Below are 26,375 nucleotides of genomic sequence, written 5' to 3'. Positions count from 1 at the left end.
GATCCCCCGGTAGGCCGGACGCGCGGGGCGGCCCGGGGCGGCGGCAGACCCCAGCAGGCCGGAGGCGCGGGGACGGCAGGCGTCTCACCGCGCCCCGGGTGGGCCGGACGCACAGGGGCGGCAGGCGTCTCGCCGCAGCCCTGGCAGGGCGGAGGCGGGTCAGGAGATGGGGGGCAGCTCGCCGGAGCCTCGCCGGACCAGCTCCACCGGGACGGTCACCCGGCTGACCGGGCGCGCGGGGTCGGCGATGCGGGCGCGCAGCAGGTCGATCGCGGTGCCGCCGATCGCCGTGTCGTCCTGGGCCACCACGGTGAGGTCCGGGCGCAGCAGGGTGGCCAGCTCGGAGTCGTCGAACCCGACGATGGCGACCTTCCGCGAGTCGGCCCCGAGCCGCCGCAGCACCTCCACGCTGATGCTCGCGTTGCCGGTGACGATCGCGGTCGCCGGGGCCGGGCCGGCGAGGGCGGCGCGCACGGCCGAGGTGATCCGGCCGGGCTCGATGCGGCCGGTGTGCACCATCGCGTCGACCGGCCCCCCGTGCGCGGCGGCGCAGGCGCGGAACGCCGTCGCGCGCTCGTGCGCGGTGTAGATGCGCTCGTCGTCGCCGATGTAGGCGACGCGGTCGTGCCCGTGCGCCACAAGGTGGGCGAAGGCGGTCCTTATCCCGGCGACGTTGTCGGAGATCACGCAGTCGACGTCGAGCCCGAGGACGGGCCGGTCGACCGCGACCAGGGACAGGCCCGCCGCCAGCTCGGGGAGCAGATAGCCGTGGTCCTCGCCGATCGGTTCCAGGATGATGCCGTCGAAGCGCCGCCGGCACATGGACTCCACGACGTGCCGTTCGAGCACCTCGTCGTCCTCGGTGGAGGCGGCCAGCACCATCAGCCCGGCCGCGCGCGCGGCCCGCTCGACGGCCCGCAGCACGGGGTTGACGTGGGAGAGCTGCCGGACGGCGGCGCCGAGGGTGCCGGTGACGCCGAGCCGCAGGTGGCGCGCGCGCTCGTCGGGGCGGTAGTCCAGGGCGGCGATGGCGGCGCGCACCCGTTCGGCGAGCTCGGCGCCCACGGTCGCGTCGTCGTTGACGACGCGCGACACCGTGCGCAGCGCCACCCCCGCCTCGCGCGCGACGTCGACCATCGTCGGGCGGCGGGGGCGCCGGGTCACCATCCCCCCTGTGAGGTCGTCTCCGGCGGGAGCGCCGCTCCTGGCCAGCGGGGGGTGCTGCCGACGCCGTGACCCATTTGTTGCCTACCTCGCTCTTGAAACCTGGCGGTAACACTCTACCTTCGGGATAACGTTATCTCAGTCCAGCTTCGGGTAGCCGAAAACTGGCGCGAAGGAGGCTGTGCCGTGCGCAGATCCATGATTTTCTGCCTGGTCGCGACGCTGGCCGCGACCGGGTGCGGGGTGGGCGCCGAACCGGCCGCCGCCCCTTCGGCGGGCGGCAAGGTGACGCTGACGTTCCTCGTGTTCGAGACGCCGAACCTGGACGCGAAGTTCTGGGACGCCGCCATCGCCAGGGCCTCGGCCAAGGTGCCCGGGGTGACCATCAAGAAGCTGGTGACCCCCAACGTCGACCGCACGGGCTACGCCAAGCAGCTCGACGCCTCGGGCAACCTCCCCGACATCCTGCAGTCGGTCAACCCCGCCGGTTTCGCCCAGGCGGGCAAGCTGGCCGCTTTCACCGGTGAGGAGCTGAAGAACTTCATCGCGCCGACGGCGGGCGCCGTCGACGGCAAGATCTACCAGTTGCCGTACAACACGCAGGTCATCCCGGTGATCTACTACAACAAGGACGCCTTCGCCAAGGCGGGGATCACCGCGACGCCCAAGACGTACAAGGAACTGCTGGACGTCAGCGCCAAGCTCAAGGCCAAGGGCGTCACCCCGTTCGTGGTCGGCGGCGGCGGCGCCGACACCTGGGCCGACATGTACCCGCTGACCGGCACGATCGCCACCGACGTGTACAGCAAGACCCCCGACTGGCTGACCCGGCGCGCCGCCGGCAGCGTCGCCTTCAAGGACGCCGACTTCACCAAGGCCGCCCAGAAGGTCGCCGACCTGGCCGAGCAGGGCTACATCGACCCGGCGGGCCTGAGCCGGTCCTACGCCGACTCCGAGCAGGCCTTCCGCGACGCCAAGGGCGCCATGTACCCCATGGGCTCGTGGTTCGCGACCTCCGCCGACAACACCAAGCCCCCGTTCGAGATCGGCGCCTTCCCCTGGCCGTCCGACGACGGCGCGCCCGTCACCCCGACCTTCACCGGCGGCGGCACCTCGGTCAGCGCCAAGGCGGCCGACGTGGACCTGGCCAAGAAGTGGGCGCTGGCCTTCGACGAGGACAAGGAGAACAACGACGCCTTCGTCAAGGCCGACGGCTCCATCCCGGCGATCAAGGGCTACGTCCCGCCCTCGGACATGGGCCCGGTCTACAACGCGACCGTCGCCATCTACCAGCAGGGCATGAAGGACGGCTCCATCGTGAACGCCTTCTCGCAGGAGACCGGCGACGGCTCGCTGCCGCCCGGCCTGGCCGACAAGGCCGCGCTCGCCGTCCAGGACCTGATCACCGGCAAGAAGTCGGCCGCCGAGTTCTCGGCCTACCTCGACGACCAGTGGACCAAGGCCACCCAGTAGGGCCGGGCACGCATCCATGACCGACATCGAACACCGGGTACGCGCCCGCGCCGCGACCCCTCCCCCGCGCGGCGGCGCCCGTGCCGCTGGGCGGGGGCGCCCCTCCCGCAGGGCGCGCCTCGGCCCGAAGCTGGGGCGGCTGGCCCTGTTCGTCCTCCCCGGCCTGCTGGCCTACGTGCTGTTCGTCCTGATCCCGATCGTCATGACGGCGTACTACGGCTTCACCAACCGCAACCCGTTCAACCCGCCGACGCGGTGGGTGGGCCTGCGCAACTACACCGAGCTGGCCACCGACCCGGAGTTCCTGCAGTCGCTCGGCAACACGCTGGTGATCACCGTGATCGTGACGCTGCTGGCCAACGCCGGCGGCCTGCTGATCGCCATGCTGCTCGACCGGGCGACGGCGCTGTACCTCACCCTGCGCGGGATGTTCTTCACCCCGGTGGTGCTCAGCTCGGTGGTGATCAGCGTGATCTGGCAGGCCGTGCTCCGCGACGACGGCCTGCTGAACTCCGCGCTGCGCGGACTCGGCGTCGAGCGTCCGCCCGGGTGGCTGTCGGATCCCGGCATCGCGCTGTACTCGATCGCCTGGATCATCACCTGGCAGATGCTGGGGTTCTGCGTCGTGGTGTACCTCGCCGCGCTGCAGGGCGTGCCGCGCGAGCTGCAGGAGGCGGCGGCCATCGACGGGTGCGGCCCGATGGCACGGTTCCGCAACGTCACCTGGCCCATGATCGCCCCGGCGCTGACGATCAACACGGTGATGCTGCTGATCACCGGCTTCAAGGCCTACGACCAGATCCAGGTCATCACCAACGGCGGCCCGGGGACCGGCACCACCGCGACCATGGCCTTCCACGTCGTCCAGACCGCCTTCAACGGCAACCACGTCGGCTACTCCTCGGCGATGGCGATGGTGATGCTCCTGCTGGTCGCGAGCGTCTCGGTGGCCGTGCTCAGGACGCTGCAGCGACGCGAGGTGACGCGATGATCGACGCCAGGACGCACGCCTGGCTGCGGCCGCTGGTCGCGGTGTTCGTCGGGGCGGTGTTCTTCCTGCCGCTCTACCTGGTGCTGGTCAACGTCTTCAAGCCGGGCGCCGACATCGTCCCGCACCCGGCGGCGCTGCCCCTGCCCCCGACGCTGGACAACATCTCGGCGGTGCTGTCGCGGCCCGACCACCTGTTCACCTACGGCCTGATCAACAGCGTCGCGGTGACGGCCCTGTCCATCACCGTCCTGACCGTCCTTTCTGCGATGCTCGGCCACTACCTGGCCCGGTCGCGGCACGTGCTCGCCAAGATCACCCTGGTGACGCTGCTGTGCGGGCTCATGATCCCGGCGCCGGTGATCCTGGCGCCGATCACGATCGTCCTCAAGTCGCTCGGCCTGATGACGACCCTGCAAGGCCTGGTCCTGGTCAACGTCGGCTACTACGTGCCCTTCGGCGTCCTGCTGTTCATGGGGTTCGTCCGGAGCGTCCCGCTGGAGCTGGAGGAGGCCGCCGAACTGGACGGCGCGGGCAAGATGCGGGTGTTCTGGCAGGTGGTCTTCCCCCTGCTGCGCCCCGCGTCGGCCAGCGTCCTGATCTTCCTGGGAGTGTGGATCTGGAACGACTTCCTGACGCCGCTGATCATCCTCGGCCCTGACAGCGGCACCACCGTGACGGTCGGCGTCTACCGGGCGATCGGCCAGTACCAATCCGACTTCGGCTCCGTGTTCGCGTTCATGTTCCTGGCCACGCTGCCGATCCTGCTGTTCTACCTGGTCCTTCAGAAGAACTTCGTGAAGGGCCTGACCGGAGGAGCCGTCAAGGGATAGCCGGCACGCTCCCCTATCTGCCACCTCGGGCCATCCCCCTCAGCCCACGGAAAGGCATCCATGAAACCCCCCCGACGCACCATCCTCGCGGCGGCGCTGGCCGCCGCGCTCGCCGGCGGCCTGCTGACCGCGCCACCCGCCTCCGCCGCCACCCCGACACCGGACCAGCAGTGGACGCAGGTGCAGCAGCTCGTCGGCGCGATCAAGGGCCGGTGGACCAACCAGGCGTACACCAACTCGGTCAGCCGCACGATGCCCGACACCGCGCTGCTCGGCAACGGCGACATCGGCGTCACCTCGGGCGGCGGAGACGGGTACAAGACCTTCTACGTCTCCAAGGGCGACTTCTGGACCGGCAACCCCGGTCCCTCGCTTGTGTCGCTCGGCGCGGTGTCCATCACCCCGGCCGGGGGCACCGGCTCGTCGTCCAACCTGGCGCTCGGCGCGACCGCGACCGCCTCCAGCTCCGACGGCAACTTCCCGCCGTCCCGGGCCGTCAACGGCCAGTGGGGAAGCGGTTACGAGGGGTGGGTCTCCGCCATCGGCAAGCCGCAGACCCTCACCCTGGACCTCGGCACCGCCAAGACCTTCACCCGGTACGTCCTGCGGCACGACGCCGCCGCCCGGCCGGCCGAGACCGCCAACAACAGCAAGAACTTCTCCCTGGCGGTCAGTTCCAACAACTCCACCTGGACCACGGTGGACACGGTGAGCAACAACACCGCGAACGTCACCGACCGCACCATCGGCTCGCAGAACGTCCGGTACGTCCGGCTGACCCTCACCGAGCCCACCCAGGGCACCACCTCCGACTCCGTCAGCAACCCCCGCGCGCGCATCGGCCAGTTCGAGCTGTACGCGGGCGGCACCACCACCCCGCCGTCCGGGTCCTTCACCGAGGAGCAGAACATCCTCAAGGGTGACGTCGACACCTCGATGACGATCGGCGGCACCCCGGTGTCGATGAGCACCTGGACCGCGCCCACCTCCAACGTGATCGTGACGCGGATCCGGTCGCTCGGCTCGGCCACCGTGCGGCTGCAGGCGCAGACCTCAACCGGCTCGCCCGACCCGCGCTCGGGCTTCACCAGCACCTCCGGCGTCTCGGGCAACACCGTATGGGCGACCCGCCAGACGGCGGCCGGTTCGCGGTGGGTGTCCCGCGCCTCGCTGGCCACCCGCATCGTCGGCGGCGCCCAGGTGGGCACGCCGACCGCGAGCGGCGCCGCCGGGAAGATCGTCTTCGACCTGCCGGCCGGGCAGACGGTGAGCGTCGTCACCGGCGTCGCCGGCGGCGGCCAGAACCCGGCCGACCCGGCCCCCTCGGCCAGGACCGTGGCCGAGGCGCAGAACGCCGGGTCGCTCGACACGCTGTACACCAGCCATGTCGAGTGGTGGAAGCAGTACTGGCTGAAGTCCTACGTCGACCTCGACGACGACGTGCTCGAGAAGTACTACTACGGAGCGCTCTACCTGCTCGGCTCGGCCAGCCGCGCCGGCAAGACCGCACCGGGGCTGTACGGCCTGTGGGCGACGACCGACTTCCCGCAGTTCAACGGCGACATGCACCTCAACTACAACTGGATGGCCAACTTCTACAGCGCCTACTCCAGCAACCGGCCCGAGCTGGCCCTGCCGTACTACGACCTGGTGGCGGCCTACCTGCCCGAGGCCAGGCGGCGCGCACAGCAGGACCTCAACCGGGTCAAGCCCGACTACATCAGCAGGCGGTTCCCCAGCGGCGGGGTGCCGAGCGGGGTGCTGTTCCCCGTCGGCATCGCCCCGTTCGGCGCGACCGCCGACGACAACTACCACCAGCAGGTGGGCAACTCGCTGTTCACCGTCACGCAGTACATCTCCTACTACGAGTACACCCAGGACCGGAACTTCCTGTCGGGCAAGGCCTACCCCTTCATGAAGGAGGTGGCCGCGTTCTTCCAGAACTACCTGGAGTTCGACTCCGGGGCCCAGCGCTACACGCTGTGGTCCGGGCCGCACGAGGGCCTGTGGGGCCGGAACTCCAGCCCTGACCTCGGCATGCTCAAGCACCTGCTGACCTCGCTGATCAGCGCGAGCACCGAGCTGAACGTGGACGCCTCGCTCCGCACGACCTGGCAGAACATCCTGACGCGCCTGGCGCCCATCCCCCGGTCCACCTACAACGGCCAGACCGTGTACGCCCTGGCCGACCCCGGCACCATCAGCGGCGGCGACACCCGGGACATCCACCCGGGCGACAACACCGTCAACCTGGAGTTCATCCACCCGGGCGAGGTGCTCGGCATCAACTCGCCGGCCGCCGACCGGCAGGTGGCCATCACCACGCTGGACGCCATGAACTCCTGGGGGCAGGACAACAGCTTCCCGAAGGTGTTCACCCAGGCGGCCCGCGTGGGCTACCCAGCGCAGAGCCTCGTCGACCGGCTGAAGGGACAGATCAACGGGCGGATGGCGCCCAACCTGCGGATGACCGACCCGAACCACGGGCTGGAGAAGGCGGGCGCCGTCGAGGCGGTGAACGACATGCTCCTGCAGAGCGACGGCGGGATCCTGCGGTTCTTCCCGGTGTGGCCGTCGGGTAAGAGCGGCTCGTTCGTGAAGCTGCGCGCGAAGGACGGCCTGGTCGTCTCCAGTTCGCGGAGCGGCTCGCAGGTGGGGTACGTGGACATCACCAGCGAGGCCGGCAAGACCGTCCGGTTCGTCAACCCGTGGCCGGGCCGGTCGGTGACGATCGCCCGCGTGGGCGGCGGGACCGTCGCCCCGAGCGTCAGCGGGGACGTCGTGACCTTCGCCACCCAGGCGGGGTCGACCTACACCGTCACCCCCGTCTAGGACGGGAACCGTCCCGCACGGCCGGCGCGGTCAGCTCAGCTCCCGCAGGAGCTGCCCGACCTCGGCCGTGCGGGACCGGTCGATCCGGCCCGCGAGGTCCTTGACCTCGGGGCTGGACCCGGTGCCGGCCTCGGTGCGCGCCATGTCGATGGCGTTGTGCTGGTGGGCCAGTAGCACATTGAGGAACCGGGTCTCGAAGCCGGCGCCGGTCAGCGTCCGCAGGGCGGCGATGTCGGCGGGGTCGGTGACGTGCAGCCCGCCGTGGGCGCCGTGCGCGGCGGGGTCGGCGGTCAGGGAGCGCCCCCAGCCGAGCAGCCACCCGGTCATGGTGCGCGCCTCGTCGCGCTGGGTGGACTCGATCGCCGCCGCGAGCGCCTTCACCTCGGCGCGCACGGCGCGGGTCCTGGCCAGGGCGGCCATCTCCATCCCCTGGCGGTTGTGCGGGATCATCATCTGCAGGAACATCACGTCCGCCGCGTTGACGGGCCCGGTCGCGGCGGGCGCCGGGGCGGCGGCGGCCGTTTCCGGGGCGGCGGCCCTCGAGGCGGACGTCCCTTGGGCCGACGTCCCTTGAGCGGTCGTCCCTTGGGCGGACGTCGCGGCGCAGGCGGGCAGCGCCGGCAGGCTCACGGCGAGGACCAGGGCCAGTGTGGCGCGTCTCATGTGTTCCGCCTCTCTCGGCCGGTTCGCGCGGGCATCCGGGCGCCGCGCCCGCGTGGACGCGGCGCCCGTCAGGAGGTCAGATCCGCTGCCACAGGGCGGGGACGTTCGGCGGCTCCCAGCCGGCGATGGCCGTGTGCGCCTGGAGGCACCGGTAGCGCAGGCCGGCGTAGGTGACCTGGGCGCCCACCGCGTAGGAGGTGCCCGCGGCCCACGTCCCGCCGGGGACGGTCACGGTCGGCGTCGGGGTCGGGGTCGGCCGGGGGGTGGGCGTGGGCGTCGGGGTGGGGGTCGGGTTGCCGCCACCGCCGCCGATCTGCAGGTCGACGCACGAGTAGAAGGCGTTGACGGTGTCGGCGATGTTCCAGATGGCCAGGACCCGCTGCCGGCCGCTGAAGCCCGACAGGTTCACGGTGTGGGAGACCGTGGCGCCGGGCTGGCGGCCCTGGTCGTCGAACACCGCGACCCGGGTGCCGCCGATGTAGTACTCCCACAGGCTGGTGGAGTGCCGCGCGGTGAGCACCCAGTTGAAGGTGACCGTGGTGCCGACCGAGGTGGCCGGCCACGGCTTGCTCTCGTCGGCGAGCTGGGCGAACCGGGCGACGCCGCCGTTGCAGCTGCGCTGTCCCTTGGGGCCCTCGACGCTCTGCGGCTCGTAGATGATGTCGCCGCAGTTGGCCACGCGGCCCTGGGCGCACATGGCCTGGCGGCTCGGGGGCGAGGAGATGTACCCGTGGGCCAGGGCGGGGGACGCGGACAGGACGGTGATCGCGGCGGTCATCAGCGCGGTGCTGACTATCATGATCGTTTTGCGCATGCGGTGCTCCATGGCTGGGGGGATGCCAGGAATATAAAGGAAACTTTACTAAGAGTAAATAGCCTGGCAGCCCCTGTCGCGGACCTTGTCAAGGGTCACGCTCCCCCGGCCCGCCGCCCCTTTTCGCCCCCGGTGTGCCAGGGCCCGGCGCCGAACCGTTACCGGCGCCCGGCGCGGGCGGTTAGGCTACAGGTTTCCGGCGGCGACCGGCCGAAACGACGACCGGTGGTCCCGGATGCCGTCCCCCCGGGCGGACATCATGATCATCGCGAAGGAACGCCGATACGTATGCGCCAGCCCCCTCCGCTCCTCGGCACGACCGGCGGCGGTGCCGGCCACGCCGCCGAAGGCGACCGGCGGGCGCCCGGGCCCGGGTCAGGCGCCCGTTTCGCGGTGCTGGGCCCGGTCCGCGCCTGGCGCGACGGCGCCGAGGTGGACCTCGGCACCCCGCAGCAGCGCACCGCCCTGGCGATCCTGCTCCTGCACGAGGGCGCCCCGGTGAGCCTCACGGACCTCGTCGACATCATGTGGGAGGACGCGCCCCCGCAGTCCGCCGTCAGCACCGTCCGCACCTACGTCTCCCGGCTGCGCCGCGCGCTCGGCCCCGGCCTCATCGCCTCGGCCAGAGGCGGGTACGCCCTGCGCGCCGGGCCCGGCCGGCTGGACCTGACCCTGTTCCAGGACCTGGTGACCCGGGCGCGGACCGCCCGGCGCGAAGGGGACGCCCCCGCGGCGGCCGCCGCGCTCGGGGACGCGCTCGGCCTGTGGAAGGGCTCCCCGCTGACCGGCGTCCCCGGCACCTACGCCGAGGCCCAGCGCACCCGGCTGGACCGGCTCCGCCTGGCCGCCGCCGAGGACAGGTTCGCCATCGACCTGGAGCTTGGCCTCGACATCGGGGTGGTCACCGAGCTGGCGGCCATGGTCGGCGCGCACCCGCTGCGGGAGCGCTCCCGCGAGCTGCTGATGCTGGCCCTGTACCGCGCCGGGCGCCAGTCGGAGGCGCTGGAGAGCTTCCGTGAGTGCCGCCGCCTGCTGGCCGCGGAGCTCGGCCTTGACCCCGGGCCCGGCCTGCGGGAGATGCACCGGCGCATCCTGGCCGCCGACCCGCGCCTGCTCGGGCCCTCCGCGCGGGGATGGCCGGCCGCCCCGCCGCCGCCCGCGCCCGCGCAGCTCCCCGCCGACCTCGCCGACTTCACCGGCAGGTCCACCGGGCTGCGCGAGGTGGCCGAGGCGCTGGCCCAGCCCGGCGTGCCGCTGGTCGGCATCGTCGGGCTCGGCGGCATCGGCAAGACGGCCCTGGCCGTGCACGCCGCGCACGCCGCACGGGAGGCGTTCCCGGGCGGGCAGCTGTACGTCGACCTCGCGGCCACGGGCGAGCCGTCCGAGCCGGGCGAGGTCCTCGCCGCGTTCCTGCGCTCCTTCGGCGTCCCCGGCCACGCCATACCGGTCACCACCCGCGAGCGCGCCGCCCTGTGGCGCACCACCCTGTCGGGCCGGCGGGTGCTGATCGTCCTGGACGACGCCCGCGACAGCGCCCAGATCCGCGAGCTGCTGCCCGCCGCCCCCGGCAGCGCCGTCATCGTCACCGGCCGGCAGCGGATGCTCGACCTGCCCGGGGCGCGCTGGCTCAAGCTGGACCCCTTCGCGCCCGACGAGGCGGTGGCGCTGCTCGGGCACGTCGCCGGCGCCGCGCGCGTCGGGGCCGAGCCGAGGGCCGCCCGGGGGCTCGCCGAAGCGTGCGCGGGGATCCCGCTGTCGGTGCGGCTCGCCGGGGCGCGGCTGGCCACGCGGCCGGGCTGGTCGGTGGCGGCCGTCGAGCGCCTCGTGCGCGAGGAGATGCGCCGCCTGACCGACCGGCGCTCGGACTGCCTGGCCGCCGACGCCCCGCTCGACCGCGGCTACCGGAGGCTGGACGCCGAGCAGGCGCGCGCGTTCCGGCTGGTCGCGATGTCGGAGGAGCCGGAGGTCACCGACCTCGCGGCCGCGTCGGTCCTGCGGCTGCCCGGCGAGATGGCGCGGCCGCTGCTGGAGTCCCTGGTGGACGTGCACCTGATGGAGACCGGCTCCCCCGGCAGGTACTCCTACCTCGCCCCGGTCCGGGCCTACGCCCGCCGCCGCGCCGTGACCGAGGACGGGGTGGCGGCGTGCCAGGCCGCGATCAGCAGGCTGATCGACTTCCACGTGCGGACCGGGAACCTCTCCCCCGCCGCCCGGTCCGGGGCTGCGGCCGGCCCTTCCGCCCGGCGGCCCGAGCCGGTGGCCGACCTGCTGCTGCTGTCCCACGCGATCGGAAGCCTGGCCCAGCCCTCGATCCGCTGACCCGGGCCCCGGCGGCCGGGCCGCCGCCGGGGGCGACGGCCCCGCCCGGTGCCCGCGGGGTCAGCTCTCGGAGAGCACGATCACCCGGTCGCCGGGCTCCAGCGTGAGCGGCGCCTCCTTGCCGGGGTTGAGCCGCACGCCGTACCGGGGCGGTGTGCCGGAGTCGCCGGCCCGCCGGTACCCGATCGCGGTCTCGCCCCGCGACCGCGCCGCCTCGATCACGGTCACGAAGTTGACCGGCACGCCGGTGGCCACGTAGTCCCCGGCGGGCTTGAGGTAGATCTCCGAGCCGAGGTGGCTGAAGAGCTGGTCGAACACCTGGGCCAGGTGCCGGTTCTCGGCGAGCTGGGTGAGCAGCAGGCTGACGAGCTTGCCGCCGACCACGAAGTCGTCGGCCTCGGCCACCTGGGCGAGCAGCCGGTTGCGCTCGTCGTTCATCTCGCTGACGATCGCGCTGCCGGCCTTCATGTCCCGCAGGTGCAGCAGGGTGACCAGCGTGCGCGCGTCGGCCTTCTGGGCCTCGTAGGCGTCGTCGGACAGCACGATGACGTGGTCGTAGGTGCGCACGCCGAGCGACTCCAGCGCGGTGCGGCTGGTGGTGTCGCACTCCTTGGAGGTCACCAGCACGCCCGGGGCGGGGGCGGCCTCGTCGGACTCGGGGCCGGCCAGGTGGATCTCGGAGCCGGCCGGCAGGTAGTGCCCGAGCTCGCGCAGGATCCGCGCCCTGCGGATGTTGGAGCCGAGGATGAGCGTCCGTGACGGGCTGACCTTGGCGACGCCCGGCTCCCTGATCGCGTCGTGCCGGATCGCGGGCGCCGAGGTGGCCAGCCGGATCTCGGAGTCGTCGGCGGCGATCAGGATCACCTGGTCGCCCGGCCGGATCAGGGTGGAGGAGGGCGGGTTGATCTCGACGGTGCCGTCCTGGCGCCGCAGGCCGAGCGGCGCCGCGGTGGCGTAGGCCAGGAGCGCGTCGCCGTAGGTGCGGCCGGCCAGGGACGGCTCGGACCTGATGTAGATCTCGTCGCCGTCGAAGTCGAGCAGGTCGCTGTAGACCGCCGACAGCCCGGACTGCCGGCACGACTGCACGACCAGGCGGGCGGCGATCTCCTCGGAGTCGACCACCTCGACGTGCTCCCCGCCGGCGATGCGCGCCGCGCCGAGGTTGCCGCTGTCGGTCACCGCGGCCACGACGGGCGGGCGGGTGGCGGGCCACTGGCGGTTGCCGAGCGCGAGCAGCGTCTTGATGAGCTGGGAGTCGTCGGCGGGCAGCACCAGGATCGAGCTCGCGGCGCCGGGGCTGACGCTGTCCAGGGCGGAGCGCTCGGAGGGGTCGCCGGTGCGGCAGACGATGCGCGTGCGGCCGGTGTCGCCGAGGCGGGCGCGCAGGTCCTCCTCCATCTCCACCTTGTCGCGGTCGGCGAGGACGGCGATCACTGAGCGCTTCTCGCTCTCCTTGGCGGTCACCAGCTCGGAGATGATGGCGAAGATGTCGTCGGACCAGCCGAGCAGGACGGTGTGCCCCTCCTCGACGACCCGGGACCTGCCCTTGCGCAGGCCGTCGAGCTTGGCCTCGAGGCCGGTGGTGAGGACGCCGACCAGGGCGCTGACGATGAACAGGCCGCCGATCGTGACGAAGAGCATCATGAAGACGAAGAACTCGTTGCCGTCGTCGCCGCCCATGGTGCCGGGGTCGAGCGTGCGCAGCAGGCTCATCCAGGCGATCTTGAGCGCGCTGCCGTGCTCCCCGCTGAAGGGGTAAGCGAGCACGGTGACGAAGGCGATGAGCAGTGCGGAGGCGACCGCCAGCCAGCCGATCAGGGCCGGGGTCCCCTTGGACATCGTGTTGTCGAACCAGTAGCGCAGTCGCTCACGGGACATGGCTACTCACCCCCATCCTTGGCCGCCGGATCCTTGGCGGCCTCGTCCTTGACCAGGTCGCCGCAGGTGAAGCCCTTCTCGCGCTCGGGGTCGAGCTGGAGGCTCCCGAGGTTGGTCGTCTCCATCGGGCGGCGGAAGGTCTCCAGTTTGTCGCAGTCGTAGAAGATGTAGGTGCCGTCGCTCTCGCCGAGGAGCATCATCCAGCGGCCGTCGTACAGCGGTTTGTCGTTGTCGGCGCTGCGGATGATGGCCCACTGGTCCTGGAAGCCGACGTAGCTCAGCAGGTCGTTGGCCTTGCCGGTCTCCTGCACGTCGACGGCGCCCTTGACCAGGCCGAAGATCAGGATGAAGCCGAGGCCGATGCCCGTGAGGGCGCCGACGACCACCTTCATGCCCGCGCGCCCGACCGAGCGGCGGCGCAGCAGCCGGTACGGCACCAGGAAGGCCAGCACGCCGAGCCCCACCGCGACGATGACCTGGAACGCGACGGTCCAATCGGTCAGGAGCTGCATGAGGGCGACGTAGGTGGCCCCGCTCCACAGGGCCGCGATCAGGGCGACGATCCACGGCCGCCGCCGGATGCCCTGCACGAGCCGGCCGGCCGCGCCGCCGGTCACCTTGTCGATCACCCAGCCGAGGGCGACGATGAGGCCGAGAGCCGGGATCAGGATCAGCAGGAGCAGGATCAGCGTGCCCATGAGCCGGCCGAGCAGGACCGACTGGTCGATGCCGGCCTGCTGCGGGTTGATGCCGAAGATCCCGTACATCTGCTCGACGCCGAGGTAGAGCAGCGCGTACAGTCCGACGCCGATCGGGACCACGACCGAGCCGATGCGCTCCAGCAGCCCGAGGACCCCGCCCCTCTCCTCTTCCTCCACCGGGGGTTGGGGTGCGTGGCTCGGGGGTACATATTCGCGCTCAGCGGACATCTGCTGACTAGTCATGAGGCGTGATCGTAAGACATGCATGTTGATGATAGATAAACGAGATATAAACGCGCCCCGGGGGCCCCGTCCGCCCCTCGCGTCACCGGCCCGTCCGGCACCGCCCGCCGGGGTCAGAGCAGTCTGGCACAAGCCCGGCGGGACGGGTGGCCGGGGTGGCGTCCGGGGTCAGATGGAGAAGCCGCCGAGCAGGCCCGTGTACTTCTTGGGCCCCGGCGGGGCGTACTCGCCCCGGGCGCCGGTCCGCAGGCCGAGGGACACCAGCGACTCGGCGAGCTTGGTCGCCACGGCCACGCCGTCGATCACTGGGACGCCGAGGCGGCGGGAGATGTCCGCGCAGAACGGGGCCATGCCCGCGCAGCCGAGCACGATCGAGTCGCACCCGTCCCTGGCCAGGGCCTCCGCGCACAGGTCCGCCACCACCGCGCGGGCGCCGGAGGCGGGGTCGTCCAGCTCCAGCACCGGGATGTCGCAGGCGTGCACCCCCCGGCACGCGCCCGAGAAGCCGTACCGCGCGGCGAGGTCCCAGGCGCGCCCGGTGGTCCTGGCCAGCGTCGTCACGACGCTGAAGCCGCGCCCGAGCAGGGTGGCCGCGTGCATGGCGGCCTCGGCGATCCCGACCACCGGGCCCGTCGCCAGCTCGCGCGCGGCGTCGAGCCCGGGGTCGCCGAAGCACGCGATGACATACGCGTCGGCGCCGGCCGCCTCGCCCGCCGCGATCTCCGCGAGCAGTCCGGGCACGGCCAGCGCCTCGTCGTAGTGGCTCTCGATCGACTCCGGGCCCATGGCCGGGTTGACCGCCGTGACGACGGTGGCGGGTTCCGCCACCGCCCGGGCGCACCGGCCGATGCTCTCGGTCATCGCCCGGGAGGTGTTGGGGTTGATCACCCGGATGCGGGCCATCAGCCGGCCTGGGCCGTGCCGTCCGTCACCAGTTCCGCGTCCCGGTCGAGGCCGCCGATGCGCGGCGAGGCGCGTTCCAGCAGGGTGAACGCCGCGAACCCGAGTGCGCAGCCGACGAACCAGCTGTAGTGGCCGATCCAGGCCAGGTCGACGGTCGTGAGCTCCAGGTCGGCCAGCAGCGTGGGCACCAGCACCGACGCGACCGTGGGCACGCCGCTGAACAGCACCGCGTAGACCGCGTTGGGGTTGTAGCCGTTCCTGAACCAGTAGCGGCCGGCCGGGTCCATGGTGAACAGGTCGTCCACCCACACCCGCTGGCGGCTCACGATGTAGTAGCCGGAGATCAGGATCCCGAACAGCGGCCCGATCAGCGCGCCGAGGATGCCGAGGGTGTACTGGATGGCGTCCGGGTTGCCGTACCAGTTCCACGGGGTGAGCAGCACCGACCCGACCGCGGCGATCATGCCGCCGGTGCGCCAGCTGATCTTCTGCGGGTTCACGTTGGAGAAGTCGAACGCCGGGGAGATGAAGTTGGCGACGATGTTGATGCCGACGGTCGCGATGACGAAGGTGAGCCCGCCGAGCAGCACCGCGAACGGGGTGTCGATGCGCTGGACCGTGTGGATGGGGTCGGTGATCAGCTCGCCGAACACCGGCACGGTCGCCGAGGCCGTGATCACGGTGAGCAGCGAGAAGAACAGGAAGTTGACCGGCAGGCCGAGCAGGTTCCCCCTCTTCACCGAGCCGAACGACTTCCCGTAGCGGGAGAAGTCACCGAAGTTCAGCATCGGGCCGGAGAAGTAGGACACGACCAGCGCGATCGCGCCGAGCATGACCGGGATCGACGCGCCGAAGTCGAGCTGGGGACCCGAGGAGAGGTCCAGGCTGATGTTGGACCAGCCGGCCTTGCTCACCAGGTAGACGGCGAGCACGACCATGACGACGTACACGGCGGGCCCGGCCCAGTCGATGAACCGGCGGATCGCCTCCATGCCCTTCCAGAACACCGCGGCCTGGGCGACCCACAGGATGGCGTAGCAGATGTAGCCGAGCGGGGGCAGGCCGAGGAGGCCGCCCTCGTTCAGCGCGGCCGTCGCGGGCCAGAACTTGAGGAAGATGATGATCAGCGACTGGGAGGCCAGGTAGGTCTGCACGCCGTACCAGGCGATCGCGATGAGGCCGCGGATGATGGCGGGGATGTTGGCGCCGCGCACCCCGAAGATCGCCCGGTTGATGACCGGGTACGGCACGCCGGTCACCTGGCTGGGCTTGGCGACCAGGTTGCAGAACACGTTCACGATGACGATGCCCGCGAGCAGGGCGAACAGGACCTGCCAGCTCGCGAGCCCGAGGGCGAACAGGCTGCCGGCCGTGACGTAGCCGCCGACGCTGTGCACGTCGGACATCCAGAACGCGAAGATGTTGTAGGAGGTCCAGCTCTGCTTGCGGAGCGGGGCCAGGTCCTCGTTCGCCAGCCGGGGGTCGTAGCCGGGCTTGATGAGGCCGGCGCCGACGGGCATGCCCGCCGCCTCGACGAGATCGTGGGGTTTCGGCTGGGAGGGTGCGCTGTGTTCGGTCATTTCAGCTCCGGGGGTGACGCGCGGGAACTGGATGTCCCGCGTGCGGGCATGCCGAGGTGGGGGGCGCGGGGTTGTCGAAGGGCCGGCGAGAGGGCCGGCGGGGATGGCGTTGTCGACGGGGCCACGGGCCGTGCGGGGCCGCTGTGTGGCGCTCAGGAGATCACTTGGCGGCGGCGGTCGTTACGTGGTCGCTCAACGGATGCCGTCAATGTACGCGCCGGCCACCGGGTGCTAATTTCGCGCGCGTAACGGCCTTGTGACGGCTCGTCGCGTTCGTCGCGGGGCGTCGCCCTCGTCCGTCACCGGCGTCGCCTTCACCCACCACCGGCGTCGCATTCGTCCACCACTGGCGTCGCCGTCACCCACCCCCGGCGTCGCCCTCATCCGCCACCGGCGTCGCATTCGTCCGCTACCGGTGTCGTATTCGTTCCGCCACTGACGGCCCGCCCGGGCGCGTCCGGCAGGTGGCCCGGGCGCGCGCGGGCGGGCCGCCGAGCGGTCAGTACCAGCCCGCGGCCAGGACCACCGGGAGGCGGTTGTCGCCGGGACCCTCGGAGACGCGCGGCGGAGTGTTCCGCCGCTGGCTCGCCCCCGGCCCACCGTCCGGCTCGGCCGGCCCTTCCTTCCGCGCGGGAAGGACGACGCCGGACGAAGAATCCGGCCGCTGCGCTGACTTGCGAGTGCTCGCCATGGTTCCTCCTCAGGGGGCGCGTCTACCCGCTCATGAGGGGTCCATTCAGCCGCTCGCTGACCAATTGAAAAGCCGCAGCACAACGGGGTCGTACCGGGCCATCATCCGATCGGATGATCCGCTTGGCAGCGGGATGGGCGATGCGGCGGGCCGCCCCGGCCGGGATCCTCGGCACATGGCGATTATCGAAGTCAACGGGCTGCGCAAGGCCTACGGGGGCCGGCCCGTCGTGGACGGGGTGTCGTTCGCCGTGGAGGAGGGCGAGATCTTCGGGATCCTCGGCCCGAACGGCGCCGGAAAGACGACGACCGTGGAGTGCGTGGAGGGGCTGCGCGTCCCCGACGGCGGCACCGTCCGGGTGGCGGGCCTGGACCCGGTCGCCGACCACGAGCGGGTGACGCCGCTGCTCGGCGCGCAGCTCCAGGAGAGCGAGCTCCAGGCCAAGCTCACCGTGCGGGAGGCGCTGGAGCTCTACAGCGCCTTCTACCCGAGGCCGGCCGACTGGCGGCCGCTCGCCGAGCGGCTCGGCCTGGACGGCGTGCTCACCACCCGGTTCGGCAAGCTGTCGGGCGGGCAGCGGCAGCGGCTGTTCATCGCCCTGGCCCTCATCGGCGACCCCCGGGTCGTGGTGCTGGACGAGCTGACCACGGGCCTGGACCCGCGCGGGCGCCGCGACACCTGGAAGCTGATCGAGGACGTGCGGGACTCGGGGGTGACGGTGCTGCTGGTCACCCACTTCATGGAGGAGGCCCAGCACCTGTGCGACCGCGTGGCCGTGATCCACGCGGGCAGGGTCGCCGCCCTGGACACCCCGCAGGGGCTCATCGGCCGGGCGGCGAGCTCGACCGTCATCTCGCTTACGCCCTCGCGCCCGCTGGACGACGCCGACCTGGCGGCCCTGCCCGCCGTCGCGTCGCTCGAGCGCAAGGACGGCCGGCTGGTCATCAACGGGACCGACGAGACCGTCGACGCGGTGATCTCGCTGCTGGCCCGGCACCGCGTCACCGCCCACCGGCTCCGCGTCGCCGACGCCACCTTGGACGACGCGTTCCTCGACCTGACCGCCGTGCTCGAAGAGAAGGAGGCCTGAGATGGCCGCGTCCGCCGCCGTGCTGCGATCGGAGACCCGGCTGTTCGCCCGGGAGCCGGGACCGATGTTCTGGATCGTCGCCTTCCCCTCGATCCTGCTGACGATCCTCGGCCTGATCCCGTCGTTCCGCGAGCCCGACCCCGCGCTCGGCGGCCTGCGGGTCGTCGACCTGTACGTGCCGGTGGCGGTGCTCCTCGCCATGATCGCGGCGGGGATCCAGGCGATGCCGCCCGTGCTCACCGGCTACCGCGAACGCGGCATCCTGCGCCGCATGTCGACCACGCCGGTGCGGCCCGCGTCGCTGCTGGGGGCGCAGATCGTGCTGCACGGGGCGGCGGCGCTGGGCTCGGCGGTCCTGGCGCTGGCCGTGGGCCGGCTCGCCTTCGGGGTGCGGCTCCCCGGGCAGCCCTTCGGGTACGTGCTGGCGCTGCTCCTGGCCACGCTGAGCGCGCTCGCGCTCGGGGCGACCGTCGCGGCCGCCTCCCGCACGACCAAGATCTCCAACGCGATCGGCTCGGCCGTCTTCTTCCCGATGATGTTCGCGGCGGGCGTGTGGGTGCCCGTGCAGGTCATGCCCGACCTGCTGCGGCGCATCGTGCAGCTCACCCCGTTCGGGGCGGCCTCGCAGGCGCTGAACCAGGCGGCGGCCGGCGACTGGCCCGGCTGGTCCCACCTCGGCATCATGGCATTGTGGGCGGTGGCCCTGATCGGCGCCGCGGCGCGCTGGTTCCGCTGGGAGTAGTGAGAAGGGAACGCCGTATCCATGTCAGCCCGGATCCCGATCTCGCGGCGATGGGAGCGGTTCTTCCGCGACGGCCCGTTCGTCCTGCTCGCCGCGGCCACCGCGATCTCCGCCGCGAGCGGGACCCTGCTGACCACCCCCCGCGAGTGGTACGTGGTCGCGGCGCTCGTCCCGATCTCCCTGGCCCTGCTGGTGTGGTGGAGGCGGACCGGTCAGCGCCCGCCGGGGAAGGGCCCCTACGCCCCCGATGACCTCACCTCCGCCTCCTCCGGCATGAGTCAGGTCTACTACTGGGCGCGGTCGGCGCTGGCCTTCGCGCTCACCTGGCTGAACCCGTTCTTCGCCATCTTCACGACGATCGGCTACTTCGACGCGGCCCACCTGCTGCCGCGCCGCTGGCTGCGGACCGGGCTGCTGTTCACCGCCCTGACCATGGCCGGCTCGCAGTCCGGCGGCCTGCCGCCGGTGGACGGCCCGCAGTGGATCGCCTTCGGCGCGCTCATGGCGCTCAACTCCTCGCTGGCCCTGCTGTTCAGCCACCTCGGCACCCAGGAGGCCGACGACGCCGTGGCGCAGAACGCCGTCATCGGCGAGCTGGAGCGGGCCAACGCCCGGCTGGAGCAGGCCCTGCGGGAGAACGCGGGGCTGCACGCCCAGCTCCTGGTGCAGGCCCGCGAGGCCGGGATCGGCGACGAGCGGCGGCGGCTGGCCGCCGAGATCCACGACACGATCGCGCAGGGCCTGGCCGGCATCATCACCCAGCTCCAGGCCGCAGCCGACAGCGGCGACCCCGAGGTCGCGGGCGACCACGTGGAGCGCGCGGCGGCGCTGGCCCGGCACAGTCTCGGCGAGGCCCGCCGTTCGGTCCAGGACCTCGGCCCCGGCGCGCTGGAGCACGACGCCCTGCCCGAGGCCCTCGCGAAGGTCGTGACGGCGTGGTCGGCGTCGACGGGCGTGCGGGCGGAGTTCACCGTCACCGGCACCGCCGAGCCGCTGCACGCCGAGGTCGAGGCGACCGTGCTGCGCATCGCCCAGGAGGCGCTCGCCAACTCCGGGCGGCACGCCGGCGCCACCCGGCTCGGCGTCACGCTTTCGTACATGGAGGACGAGGTGAGCCTGGACGTGCGCGACGACGGCCGGGGGTTCGACCCGCGCGCGCTGCCCCCGCGCGAGAGCACGCGGGGGTTCGGGCTCGGCGGCATGCGGGCCCGCGCCGAGCGCATCGCCGGCCGCCTTGAGGTGGAGTCGGAACCGGGGCGCGGCACGGCGGTGTCGGCCCGCGTGCCGCTGGTGCGCCATGGCTGAGCGGGCCATCACCGTGCTGATCGTGGACGACCACCCCGTCGTCCGCGACGGGCTGCGCGGCATGTTCGCCGCCTCCCCCGGCTTCGAGGTGCTCGGCGAGGCCGCCGACGGGGTGGAGGCGGTGGCGCTCGCCGCCCGCCTGGACCCCGACGTGGTGCTGATGGACCTGCGCATGCCGGGCGGCGGCGGGGTGGCCGCGATCTCCGAGCTGGCCCGGCGCGGGTCGCGCTGCCAGGTGCTGGTGCTGACCACCTACGACACCGACTCCGACACCCTCCAGGCGATCGAGGCCGGCGCCACGGGCTACCTGCTGAAGGACGCGCCGCGCGACGAGCTGTTCACCGCCGTGCGCGCGGCGGCCGAGGGCCGTACGGTGCTGTCGCCGGCCGTCGCCTCCCGGCTGGTCTCGCGCGTGCGGGCGCCGGGCAACGAGCCGCTCAGCGCCCGGGAGCGCGAGGTGCTCGCACTGGTCGCCAAGGGCACCTCCAACCGCGACATCGCCGCCCTGCTGTTCATCAGCGAGGCGACGGTCAAGACCCACCTCACCCACATCTACGGCAAGCTCGGGGTCAAGGACCGGGCCGCGGCGGTCGCGGTCGCCTATGAGCGGGGCATCCTCGGCTGACCGCGCGGGTCAGACGGCGGCGGTCATCCGGGCGGCCGGGGCGGCGCTGAGGAACTCCTCCAGCACCAGCGTGGCGGCGCCGAGCGCCACGGCGTCGGGCCCGAGGTTGCCGAGCACGATGGAGGTCGCGGCGTACGGCTGGGCCAGGGAGTTCTCGGCGACCGCCGCGCGGACGGCGGGCAGCAGCCGCTCGCCGAGGAGGTGGCCGACCCAGCCGCCGACGACGATCTGCTCGGGGTTGAGCAGGTTGATCAGGTTGGCCAGGCCGACGCCGAGGTAGGTGAGGGTCTCGGCGACCACCGGCGAGTCCGACGCCAGCACGCCGGCCAGCTCCTCCTGCCACCCCGCGGTGTGGGTGGGGGCGCCGGCGCGTTCGAGGATGGCCTCGGCCCCGATGTAGGCCTCCAGGCACCCGCGTCCTCCGCACCGGCACGGCCGCCCGCCGACGACGATCTTGGTGTGGCCCCACTCGCCCGCGCTGCGGGTCACGCCGTGCAGGGTGGCGCCCTCGGCGACGACGGTGGCCCCGACGCCCGCACCGATGAGCACGATGACGGCGTTGCCCGTGCCCCGGCCGGACCCGAACCACAGCTCGGCCTGCGCCATCGCCTTGGCGCCGTTCTCGACGTGCAGCGGCAGGGAGGTGCCCGCGCGCAGCAGGGCCGCCAGGGGCACACCGTCCCAGCCGAACGACCTGGCGTGGATGAGCCCGCCGTCGCCGCGCTCGACGATGCCGGGGACGCCGACCCCGACGCCGAGCACCTGCTCGGGCGGGACGCCGGCGTCGGAGAGCACCACGTCGACGCCGGCCAGGATGTGCCGGGCGACGAGCTCGGGGTCGTGGCGGGCGGGCCGCAGGACGTACTCGACCTTGGCGCGCTCGTGCATCGCCAGGTCGAACAGCTCCACCCGGACGTGGGTCTCGGAGACGTCGACGCCGATGGCGTAGCCGTACAGGGGGTTGACGCGCAGCAGGGCGCGCGGGCGCCCGCCGTCGGAGTCGACCTGGCCGGCCCCGATGATGATGTTCTCGCCCAGCAGGTCGCCGGTCATGCTGCTGACCGTGGCGGCGCTGAGCCCGGTGAGCCCGGTGAGTTCGAGGCGGCTCGCGGGCCCGGCGAAGTAGAGCGTGCGCAGCAGCATCGCCTGGTTGTTCCTGCGGACGTCCCGCATGGTCCTGCGCTCGGGCCTTGCCATGACCTGCCTCCCCGGGGTTCACGGCAATGTTAGTTCAGGCACCGAAATCATCGGGTCACCGGCGGCGGGCGACACCCCGGGGCGGGGCGCACCTTCGTGTTACCAAAGCGTTTCTCGCGGGGGCTGACCTTTTTTCGCAGCTTACATTATCTTCTGTGAAACCCCCCGATAAGGAGATCGAAATGATCAGGAGAGTGACAAGTACGGCCGCGGCCCTGGCCCTGCTCGCCGGGCTGGCCGCGTGCGGCGGCTCCAAGGACGCCGCGGCGGCCACGACCCTGACCTACTGGATGTTCGCCGACCGCACGCCCCAGGCCGGACAGGTTGTCGAGAAGCTCCGCGCCGGCTTCGAGGCGGCCAACAAGGGCGTCGCGGTCAAGATCGTCAAGATCCCCAAGGACGACTACAACACCAAGCTCGGCACCGCCCTGGCCACCGGCTCGGTCCCGGACGCGGGCACGCTGGACCAGCCGCTCGTGGCGCGCTTCGCGCTGGACGGCACGATAAAGGAGGTGCCGGCGGGCACGGTCGACGAGAAGGCGTTCTACGAGGGGGCGCTCACCACCAACCGCGTCGACGGCAAGCTGTACGGCCTGCCGCAGGACCACACCACGGTCGGGCTGTTCTACAACAAGACGCTGGTCCCGGTGCCGCCGAAGACGTGGGACGAGCTCAAGCGGGTCACCGCCGAGATCCACCAGAAGGACCCGAAGATCGCCGGCATCGTGGTGCCCAAGGGCGACGGCTACGGCGGGTGGATGTGGCCCGGCTTCGTGGCGGGCGCGGGCGGCGAGATGGCCAGCGTGAAGGACAAGAAGGTCCTGTTCGACCAGCCGCCCGCCGTCGAGGCCCTCCAGTTGTGGGTGGACCTGCTCAAGTCGTCCCCGAGGGAGATCACCGACTCCGACAAGCCGTTCGAGAACGGCCTGGCCGGCATGATGATCTCCGGCCCCTGGGACGTCGCCAACATCAAGGACCAGTTCCCCGACCTGCAATTCAGCGTCGCGCCGCTGCCGTACAAGACCGAGCCCGCCGGGAACATCGGCGGCGAGAACGCGGTGGTGTTCAGCAAGGGCAAGAACCCCGACCTGGCCTGGAAGTGGCTGAAGTACCTCACCGACCCGGCCAACAACACCCAGCTCGCCCAGGCCCTGGGCGGGTTCCCCTCCACCATCGCCGCCGCCGAGCGGGACGCGGCCACCTTCGGGCCCGACCAGGCGGCCTTCCTGGAGCAGCTCAAGGTGGCGCGGGCGCGCCCGGCCGTGCCGCAGTGGATCCAGATCAACGACGAGATCATCGCCCCGGCGATCGAGTCGGCGCTCAGCGGCAAGGCCACCGCGCAGCAGGCCCTGACCGGCGCCGCGGACAAGACCAGGACCCTGCTCGGCTGGACCGGCTGACCGGAGGGAGACCGACCGTGGCGGTTCCGGTGGCCGAGAGGCCCACCGACACGCCCCGGCCCGGGCGGCTCCTCGGCCGCCCGGGCCGGTGGCGGCGCGACCATCTCGTGGGGTGGCTCCTGATCGCGCCGGCGATGGCGTACTTCATCGTGTTCCTGCTCTATCCGGCGCTCGCCGCCCTCTACTACAGCTTCACCGACTGGGACCTGCGCACCGCGCCGAACTGGGTGGGCCTGGCCAACTACACCGACCTGCTGTTCGACGGCGCCAAGTACCCGCACTTCTGGCAGTCGGTGCGGGTCACCCTGCTGTACACGCTGATCGCGGTGCCACTGACCATGGGCACCGCGCTGTGCCAGGCCCTGCTCCTTAACGCGATCCGCAGGGGCTCGGGGGTCTTCCGGCTGCTGCTCTTCCTGCCGGTGGTCACCGCCGAGGCGGCCGTCGGCGCGATCTGGCGCTGGCTCTACGACCCGCAGTACGGGCTGGTCAACGTGGTGCTCGGGCTGGCGGGCATCCCCCGGCAGAACTGGCTCAACACCCCGGGGCTGGTCATCCCGGCCCTGGCGTTCATCGCCGCGTGGCAGTGCGGCATCTCCATGATCATCTATCTGGCCGGGCTGAAGGGCATCCCGGCGTCGATCCGCGAGGCCGCGATCATCGACGGCGCGGGCCCGGTGCAGCGGTTCCGCAGGATCGTGGTGCCGATGCTGCGGCCCACGACGTTCTACCTGCTGGTCACCGGCGTGATCGCGGCGCTCCAGGTCTTCGGGCTGGTCTATGTGATCTTCTCGGGCGGCGGGGGCAGGAGCGTCACCGGCGGCCCCGAGCAGGCGGGCCTGACCTACGTGCTGCATCTGTACCTGTTCGCGTTCCGGTACGACGCGATGGGCGCCGCCTGCGCGATGTCGTTCATCCTGCTCGTCTTCATCATGATCATCACCGCGCTGGAGTTCCGGCTGGTCAGGCAGGAGGCCTCGTGAGCAGGATCAGGCTCGCGCCCGTCTACGCCATCCTGGTGGTGCTGACGCTGGTGTCGGTCGTCCCGTTCCTGTGGATGCTGGCCACCTCCTTCAAGCACGGGCCCGACGTCTACACCAAGGTGCCGAGCCTGCTCCCGCTGGACCGCAGGACCGGCGAGTGGTCGCCCACCCTGGAGAACTACGAGCACGTCGTCGGGATCGGCGGCCTGGGCCGCGCGTTCCTCAACAGCGTGTGGGTCTGCCTGGTCCTGGTGCCGGCCAAGCTCCTGGTGGACGCCCTGGCGGCCTACGCCTTCGCCCGCATCCCCTTCCCCGGCAGGGACCGGCTGTTCGCCCTGCTGCTCGCCGGCATGATGGTGCCGACGATCACCCTGCTGGTGCCGCGCATCCACGTCACCCAGGAGCTCGGCATGTTCGACTCCGGGTGGGGCCTGATCCTGCCGAACGTGGCCTCGGTGCTGGACATCTTCCTGCTGCGGCAGTTCTTCCTGTCGCTGCCCCGCGAGCTGGAGGAGGCCGCGCTGATCGACGGCGCGGGGCGGATGCAGATCTTCTGGCGGATCATCGTGCCGCTGTCCAAGCCGGTGCTGGCGGTCGTCACGATCACCAGCTTCATCTTCCACTGGAACGACCTGGTCTGGCCGCTGGTCGTGCTGAACGACCCCGACCTGTACACGCTGCCGCTGGCCCTGCAGCAGCTCGCCAGCAGCGAGTCCGGGCGCGCCTACTACATCATGGCCGGCGCGGCGCTGGCCGTCGTCCCGGTGATCATCGTCCTGATGGTGTTCCAGCGGCGGATCATGGAGGGGATCGCCTTCAGCGGGCTGAAGAGCTGACGCGGGCGGCTCCGGGCCGTGCCCCCGGCGCCGCCCCGCGTCTCAGGCGGTCACGGCGAGCGTCGCGGGGTCGACCCGGTGCAGCATTGGCCGGCCGGCGAGGTGCCTGAGCACCTCGTCCACCGCGGCCCCGCCGAGCCGGGACAGCTCGTTGCCCAGCGACCCCGCGACGTGCGGGGTGAGGACGACGTTGGGCAGCTCCCACAGGGGCGACCCGGCGGGCGGCACCTCCGGCTCGGTCACGTCGAGGACGGCCGACAGCCGGCCGGTGACCAGTTCGGCGACCAGCGCCTCCTGGTCGACCAGGGAGCCCCGCGCGGTGTTGATCAGGGTCGCGCCGTCGGGCATCGCCGCCAGGCGCCGCGCGGTCACCATGCCCCGGGTGGCCGGGGTGGCGGGGGCGTGCAGGGAGACGATGCCGCTGCGCTCGAAGATCTCGTCGAGCCCGGCGAGCCCGGCGCCCATCGCCTCCGCCGCCGCGGCGTCCACGTACGGGTCGGCGAGCAGCGGGCGCAGGTCGAACGGGCGCAGCAGTTCCAGCACCCGCCTGCCGACCCGCGAGGCGCCGACGACCCCGACCACCCCGCCGTGGTTGCCCGCGCGGGGGTGGCGCCGGATCAGGCCGAGGTCGGCGCGTGTGGCCCGGTACTCGCGGGCCAGGGCGGGGACGGCCTTGCCGGCCAGCAGGATCATCGCGACGGTGTACTCGGCCACCGGGACGGCGTTGGCCGAGGCGGCCGAGCTGACCTGGACGCCGCGGGCGAACACGGCGGGGCCGAGGTGCCCCTTGACGGTGCCGGCGGCGTGCACGACGGCCTCCAGCAGCGGGGCGTCGGCCAGGGCCTCCTCGTCCAGGGGCGGGCTGCCCCACCCGGTCAGCAGGACCCTGGCCCCGCGCAGGCGGTCACGGGCCCGGCGGGAGCGGAACTCGGTCAGCGGCGCGGCCAGGTCGACCCGCGCGGCCGCGCGGAGGCGGGCGGCGACCTCGGGGGGGAACAGCCGGGGGGGCAGCTCGGGGTACATGGCGATCTCGACGGCCGTCACCGGCCCTCCTCCGCCGTTCCCCGCGGGCCTCTGGCGTCCGGGTGAGCATGCACAAAGCAATCCTCTGCTTG

The 26,375-nt window shown here is 72.2% G+C and carries 22 protein-coding genes; 12 read left to right on the top strand and 10 right to left on the bottom strand.

Going from position 1 to position 26,375, the window contains the following annotated elements; translation table 11 throughout:
- Window positions 1–159 precede the first annotated feature (159 nt).
- Entirely contained in the window at window positions 160–1,164 is a 1,005-nt protein-coding gene (locus tag NYZ98_RS31705; protein WP_262847268.1) for a LacI family DNA-binding transcriptional regulator, read from the bottom strand.
- 186 nt (window positions 1,165–1,350) lie between these two features.
- Between NYZ98_RS31705 and NYZ98_RS31700 the strand changes: the two genes are divergently transcribed.
- From NYZ98_RS31700 to NYZ98_RS31685, 4 genes are read left to right on the top strand one after another with little or no spacing between them, the layout of a single operon-like run.
- Window positions 1,351–2,637 carry an ABC transporter substrate-binding protein gene (locus NYZ98_RS31700; protein ID WP_262847267.1) on the top strand — a complete coding sequence of 429 codons (1,287 nt, stop codon included), beginning with the start codon at window positions 1,351–1,353 and terminating at the stop codon, window positions 2,635–2,637.
- A 16-nt stretch (window positions 2,638–2,653) separates the two neighbouring features.
- The gene (locus NYZ98_RS31695) at window positions 2,654–3,628 is read left to right on the top strand and encodes a carbohydrate ABC transporter permease (protein WP_262847266.1); all 975 of its coding nucleotides are present in this window, start codon (window positions 2,654–2,656) and stop codon (window positions 3,626–3,628) included.
- Entirely contained in the window at window positions 3,625–4,458 is an 834-nt protein-coding gene (locus NYZ98_RS31690; RefSeq protein ID WP_262847265.1) for a carbohydrate ABC transporter permease, read from the top strand. Before NYZ98_RS31695 ends, NYZ98_RS31690 begins: the two co-directional genes overlap by 4 nt.
- Before the next feature lie 60 nt (window positions 4,459–4,518).
- The gene (locus tag NYZ98_RS31685; protein ID WP_262847264.1) at window positions 4,519–7,290 is read left to right on the top strand and encodes a discoidin domain-containing protein; all 2,772 of its coding nucleotides are present in this window, start codon (window positions 4,519–4,521) and stop codon (window positions 7,288–7,290) included.
- Between the two features lie 30 nt (window positions 7,291–7,320).
- Here NYZ98_RS31685 and NYZ98_RS31680 read toward each other — a convergent pair whose 3' ends face one another.
- Both NYZ98_RS31680 and NYZ98_RS31675 read right to left on the bottom strand, forming a co-directional pair.
- Window positions 7,321–7,953: a DUF305 domain-containing protein gene (locus NYZ98_RS31680; protein WP_262847263.1), complete on the bottom strand. Its 633-nt coding sequence runs from the start codon at window positions 7,951–7,953 to the stop codon at window positions 7,321–7,323.
- A gap of 76 nt (window positions 7,954–8,029) precedes the next feature.
- Entirely contained in the window at window positions 8,030–8,767 is a 738-nt protein-coding gene (locus tag NYZ98_RS31675; RefSeq protein ID WP_262847262.1) for a lytic polysaccharide monooxygenase, read from the bottom strand.
- A gap of 288 nt (window positions 8,768–9,055) precedes the next feature.
- Here NYZ98_RS31675 and NYZ98_RS31670 point away from each other — a divergent pair, with 288 nt between their 5' ends.
- Window positions 9,056–11,086, top strand: coding sequence for an AfsR/SARP family transcriptional regulator (locus tag NYZ98_RS31670; protein ID WP_262847261.1), 2,031 nt, complete (start codon window positions 9,056–9,058; stop codon window positions 11,084–11,086).
- A 60-nt stretch (window positions 11,087–11,146) separates the two neighbouring features.
- On the opposite strand, the gene NYZ98_RS31665 is transcribed toward NYZ98_RS31670, so the two are convergent.
- The 5 genes from NYZ98_RS31665 to NYZ98_RS31645 all read right to left on the bottom strand — a co-directional run bounded on the left by NYZ98_RS31665 (window position 11,147) and on the right by NYZ98_RS31645 (window position 17,082).
- A complete protein-coding gene (locus NYZ98_RS31665; RefSeq protein ID WP_262847260.1) occupies window positions 11,147–12,964 on the bottom strand; it encodes a CASTOR/POLLUX-related putative ion channel in 1,818 nt (605 codons plus the stop codon).
- Window positions 12,965–12,966: 2 nt separating this feature from the next.
- Window positions 12,967–13,908 (bottom strand): hypothetical protein, encoded by a 942-nt coding sequence (locus tag NYZ98_RS31660; protein ID WP_262847259.1) that lies wholly within the window; start codon window positions 13,906–13,908, stop codon window positions 12,967–12,969.
- A gap of 168 nt (window positions 13,909–14,076) precedes the next feature.
- Entirely contained in the window at window positions 14,077–14,811 is a 735-nt protein-coding gene (locus NYZ98_RS31655; protein ID WP_262847258.1) for an aspartate/glutamate racemase family protein, read from the bottom strand.
- The gene (locus NYZ98_RS31650; RefSeq protein WP_262847257.1) at window positions 14,811–16,391 is read right to left on the bottom strand and encodes an NCS1 family nucleobase:cation symporter-1; all 1,581 of its coding nucleotides are present in this window, start codon (window positions 16,389–16,391) and stop codon (window positions 14,811–14,813) included. The genes NYZ98_RS31655 and NYZ98_RS31650 overlap by 1 nt, the downstream gene beginning before the upstream one ends.
- A 499-nt stretch (window positions 16,392–16,890) precedes the next feature.
- Window positions 16,891–17,082, bottom strand: coding sequence for a hypothetical protein (locus NYZ98_RS31645; protein ID WP_262847256.1), 192 nt, complete (start codon window positions 17,080–17,082; stop codon window positions 16,891–16,893).
- A gap of 175 nt (window positions 17,083–17,257) precedes the next feature.
- Here NYZ98_RS31645 and NYZ98_RS31640 point away from each other — a divergent pair, with 175 nt between their 5' ends.
- From NYZ98_RS31640 to NYZ98_RS31625, 4 genes are read left to right on the top strand one after another with little or no spacing between them, the layout of a single operon-like run.
- On the top strand, window positions 17,258–18,172 hold the full coding sequence (locus NYZ98_RS31640) for an ABC transporter ATP-binding protein (RefSeq protein WP_262847255.1): 915 nt from the start codon (window positions 17,258–17,260) through the stop codon (window positions 18,170–18,172).
- Window position 18,173: 1 nt separating this feature from the next.
- Window positions 18,174–18,914 (top strand): ABC transporter permease, encoded by a 741-nt coding sequence (locus NYZ98_RS31635; RefSeq protein WP_262847254.1) that lies wholly within the window; start codon window positions 18,174–18,176, stop codon window positions 18,912–18,914.
- 21 nt (window positions 18,915–18,935) lie between these two features.
- Window positions 18,936–20,219 (top strand): sensor histidine kinase, encoded by a 1,284-nt coding sequence (locus tag NYZ98_RS31630; protein WP_262847253.1) that lies wholly within the window; start codon window positions 18,936–18,938, stop codon window positions 20,217–20,219.
- Window positions 20,212–20,844, top strand: a complete 633-nt coding sequence (locus tag NYZ98_RS31625; protein WP_262847252.1) for a response regulator — start codon at window positions 20,212–20,214, stop codon at window positions 20,842–20,844. The genes NYZ98_RS31630 and NYZ98_RS31625 overlap by 8 nt, the downstream gene beginning before the upstream one ends.
- Before the next feature lie 9 nt (window positions 20,845–20,853).
- Here the strand turns inward: NYZ98_RS31625 and NYZ98_RS31620 are convergent, their stop codons facing one another.
- On the bottom strand, window positions 20,854–22,041 hold the full coding sequence (locus tag NYZ98_RS31620; protein WP_262847251.1) for an ROK family protein: 1,188 nt from the start codon (window positions 22,039–22,041) through the stop codon (window positions 20,854–20,856).
- Window positions 22,042–22,223: 182 nt separating this feature from the next.
- Here NYZ98_RS31620 and NYZ98_RS31615 point away from each other — a divergent pair, with 182 nt between their 5' ends.
- From NYZ98_RS31615 to NYZ98_RS31605, 3 genes are read left to right on the top strand one after another with little or no spacing between them, the layout of a single operon-like run.
- Window positions 22,224–23,441, top strand: coding sequence for an ABC transporter substrate-binding protein (locus tag NYZ98_RS31615; RefSeq protein WP_262847250.1), 1,218 nt, complete (start codon window positions 22,224–22,226; stop codon window positions 23,439–23,441).
- 17 nt (window positions 23,442–23,458) lie between these two features.
- A complete protein-coding gene (locus NYZ98_RS31610; RefSeq protein WP_262847249.1) occupies window positions 23,459–24,424 on the top strand; it encodes a carbohydrate ABC transporter permease in 966 nt (321 codons plus the stop codon).
- Entirely contained in the window at window positions 24,421–25,260 is an 840-nt protein-coding gene (locus tag NYZ98_RS31605; protein ID WP_262847248.1) for a carbohydrate ABC transporter permease, read from the top strand. Before NYZ98_RS31610 ends, NYZ98_RS31605 begins: the two co-directional genes overlap by 4 nt.
- Window positions 25,261–25,302: 42 nt before the next feature.
- On the opposite strand, the gene NYZ98_RS31600 is transcribed toward NYZ98_RS31605, so the two are convergent.
- Window positions 25,303–26,304 (bottom strand): hydroxyacid dehydrogenase, encoded by a 1,002-nt coding sequence (locus NYZ98_RS31600; RefSeq protein ID WP_262847247.1) that lies wholly within the window; start codon window positions 26,302–26,304, stop codon window positions 25,303–25,305.
- Between the last annotated feature and the right edge of the window lie 71 nt (window positions 26,305–26,375).

Source organism: Sphaerisporangium corydalis (genome assembly GCF_025506355.1).
Taxonomy (GTDB): Bacteria; Actinomycetota; Actinomycetes; order Streptosporangiales; family Streptosporangiaceae; genus Sphaerisporangium; species Sphaerisporangium corydalis.
This window is presented reverse-complemented; position numbering and strand designations above follow the sequence as displayed.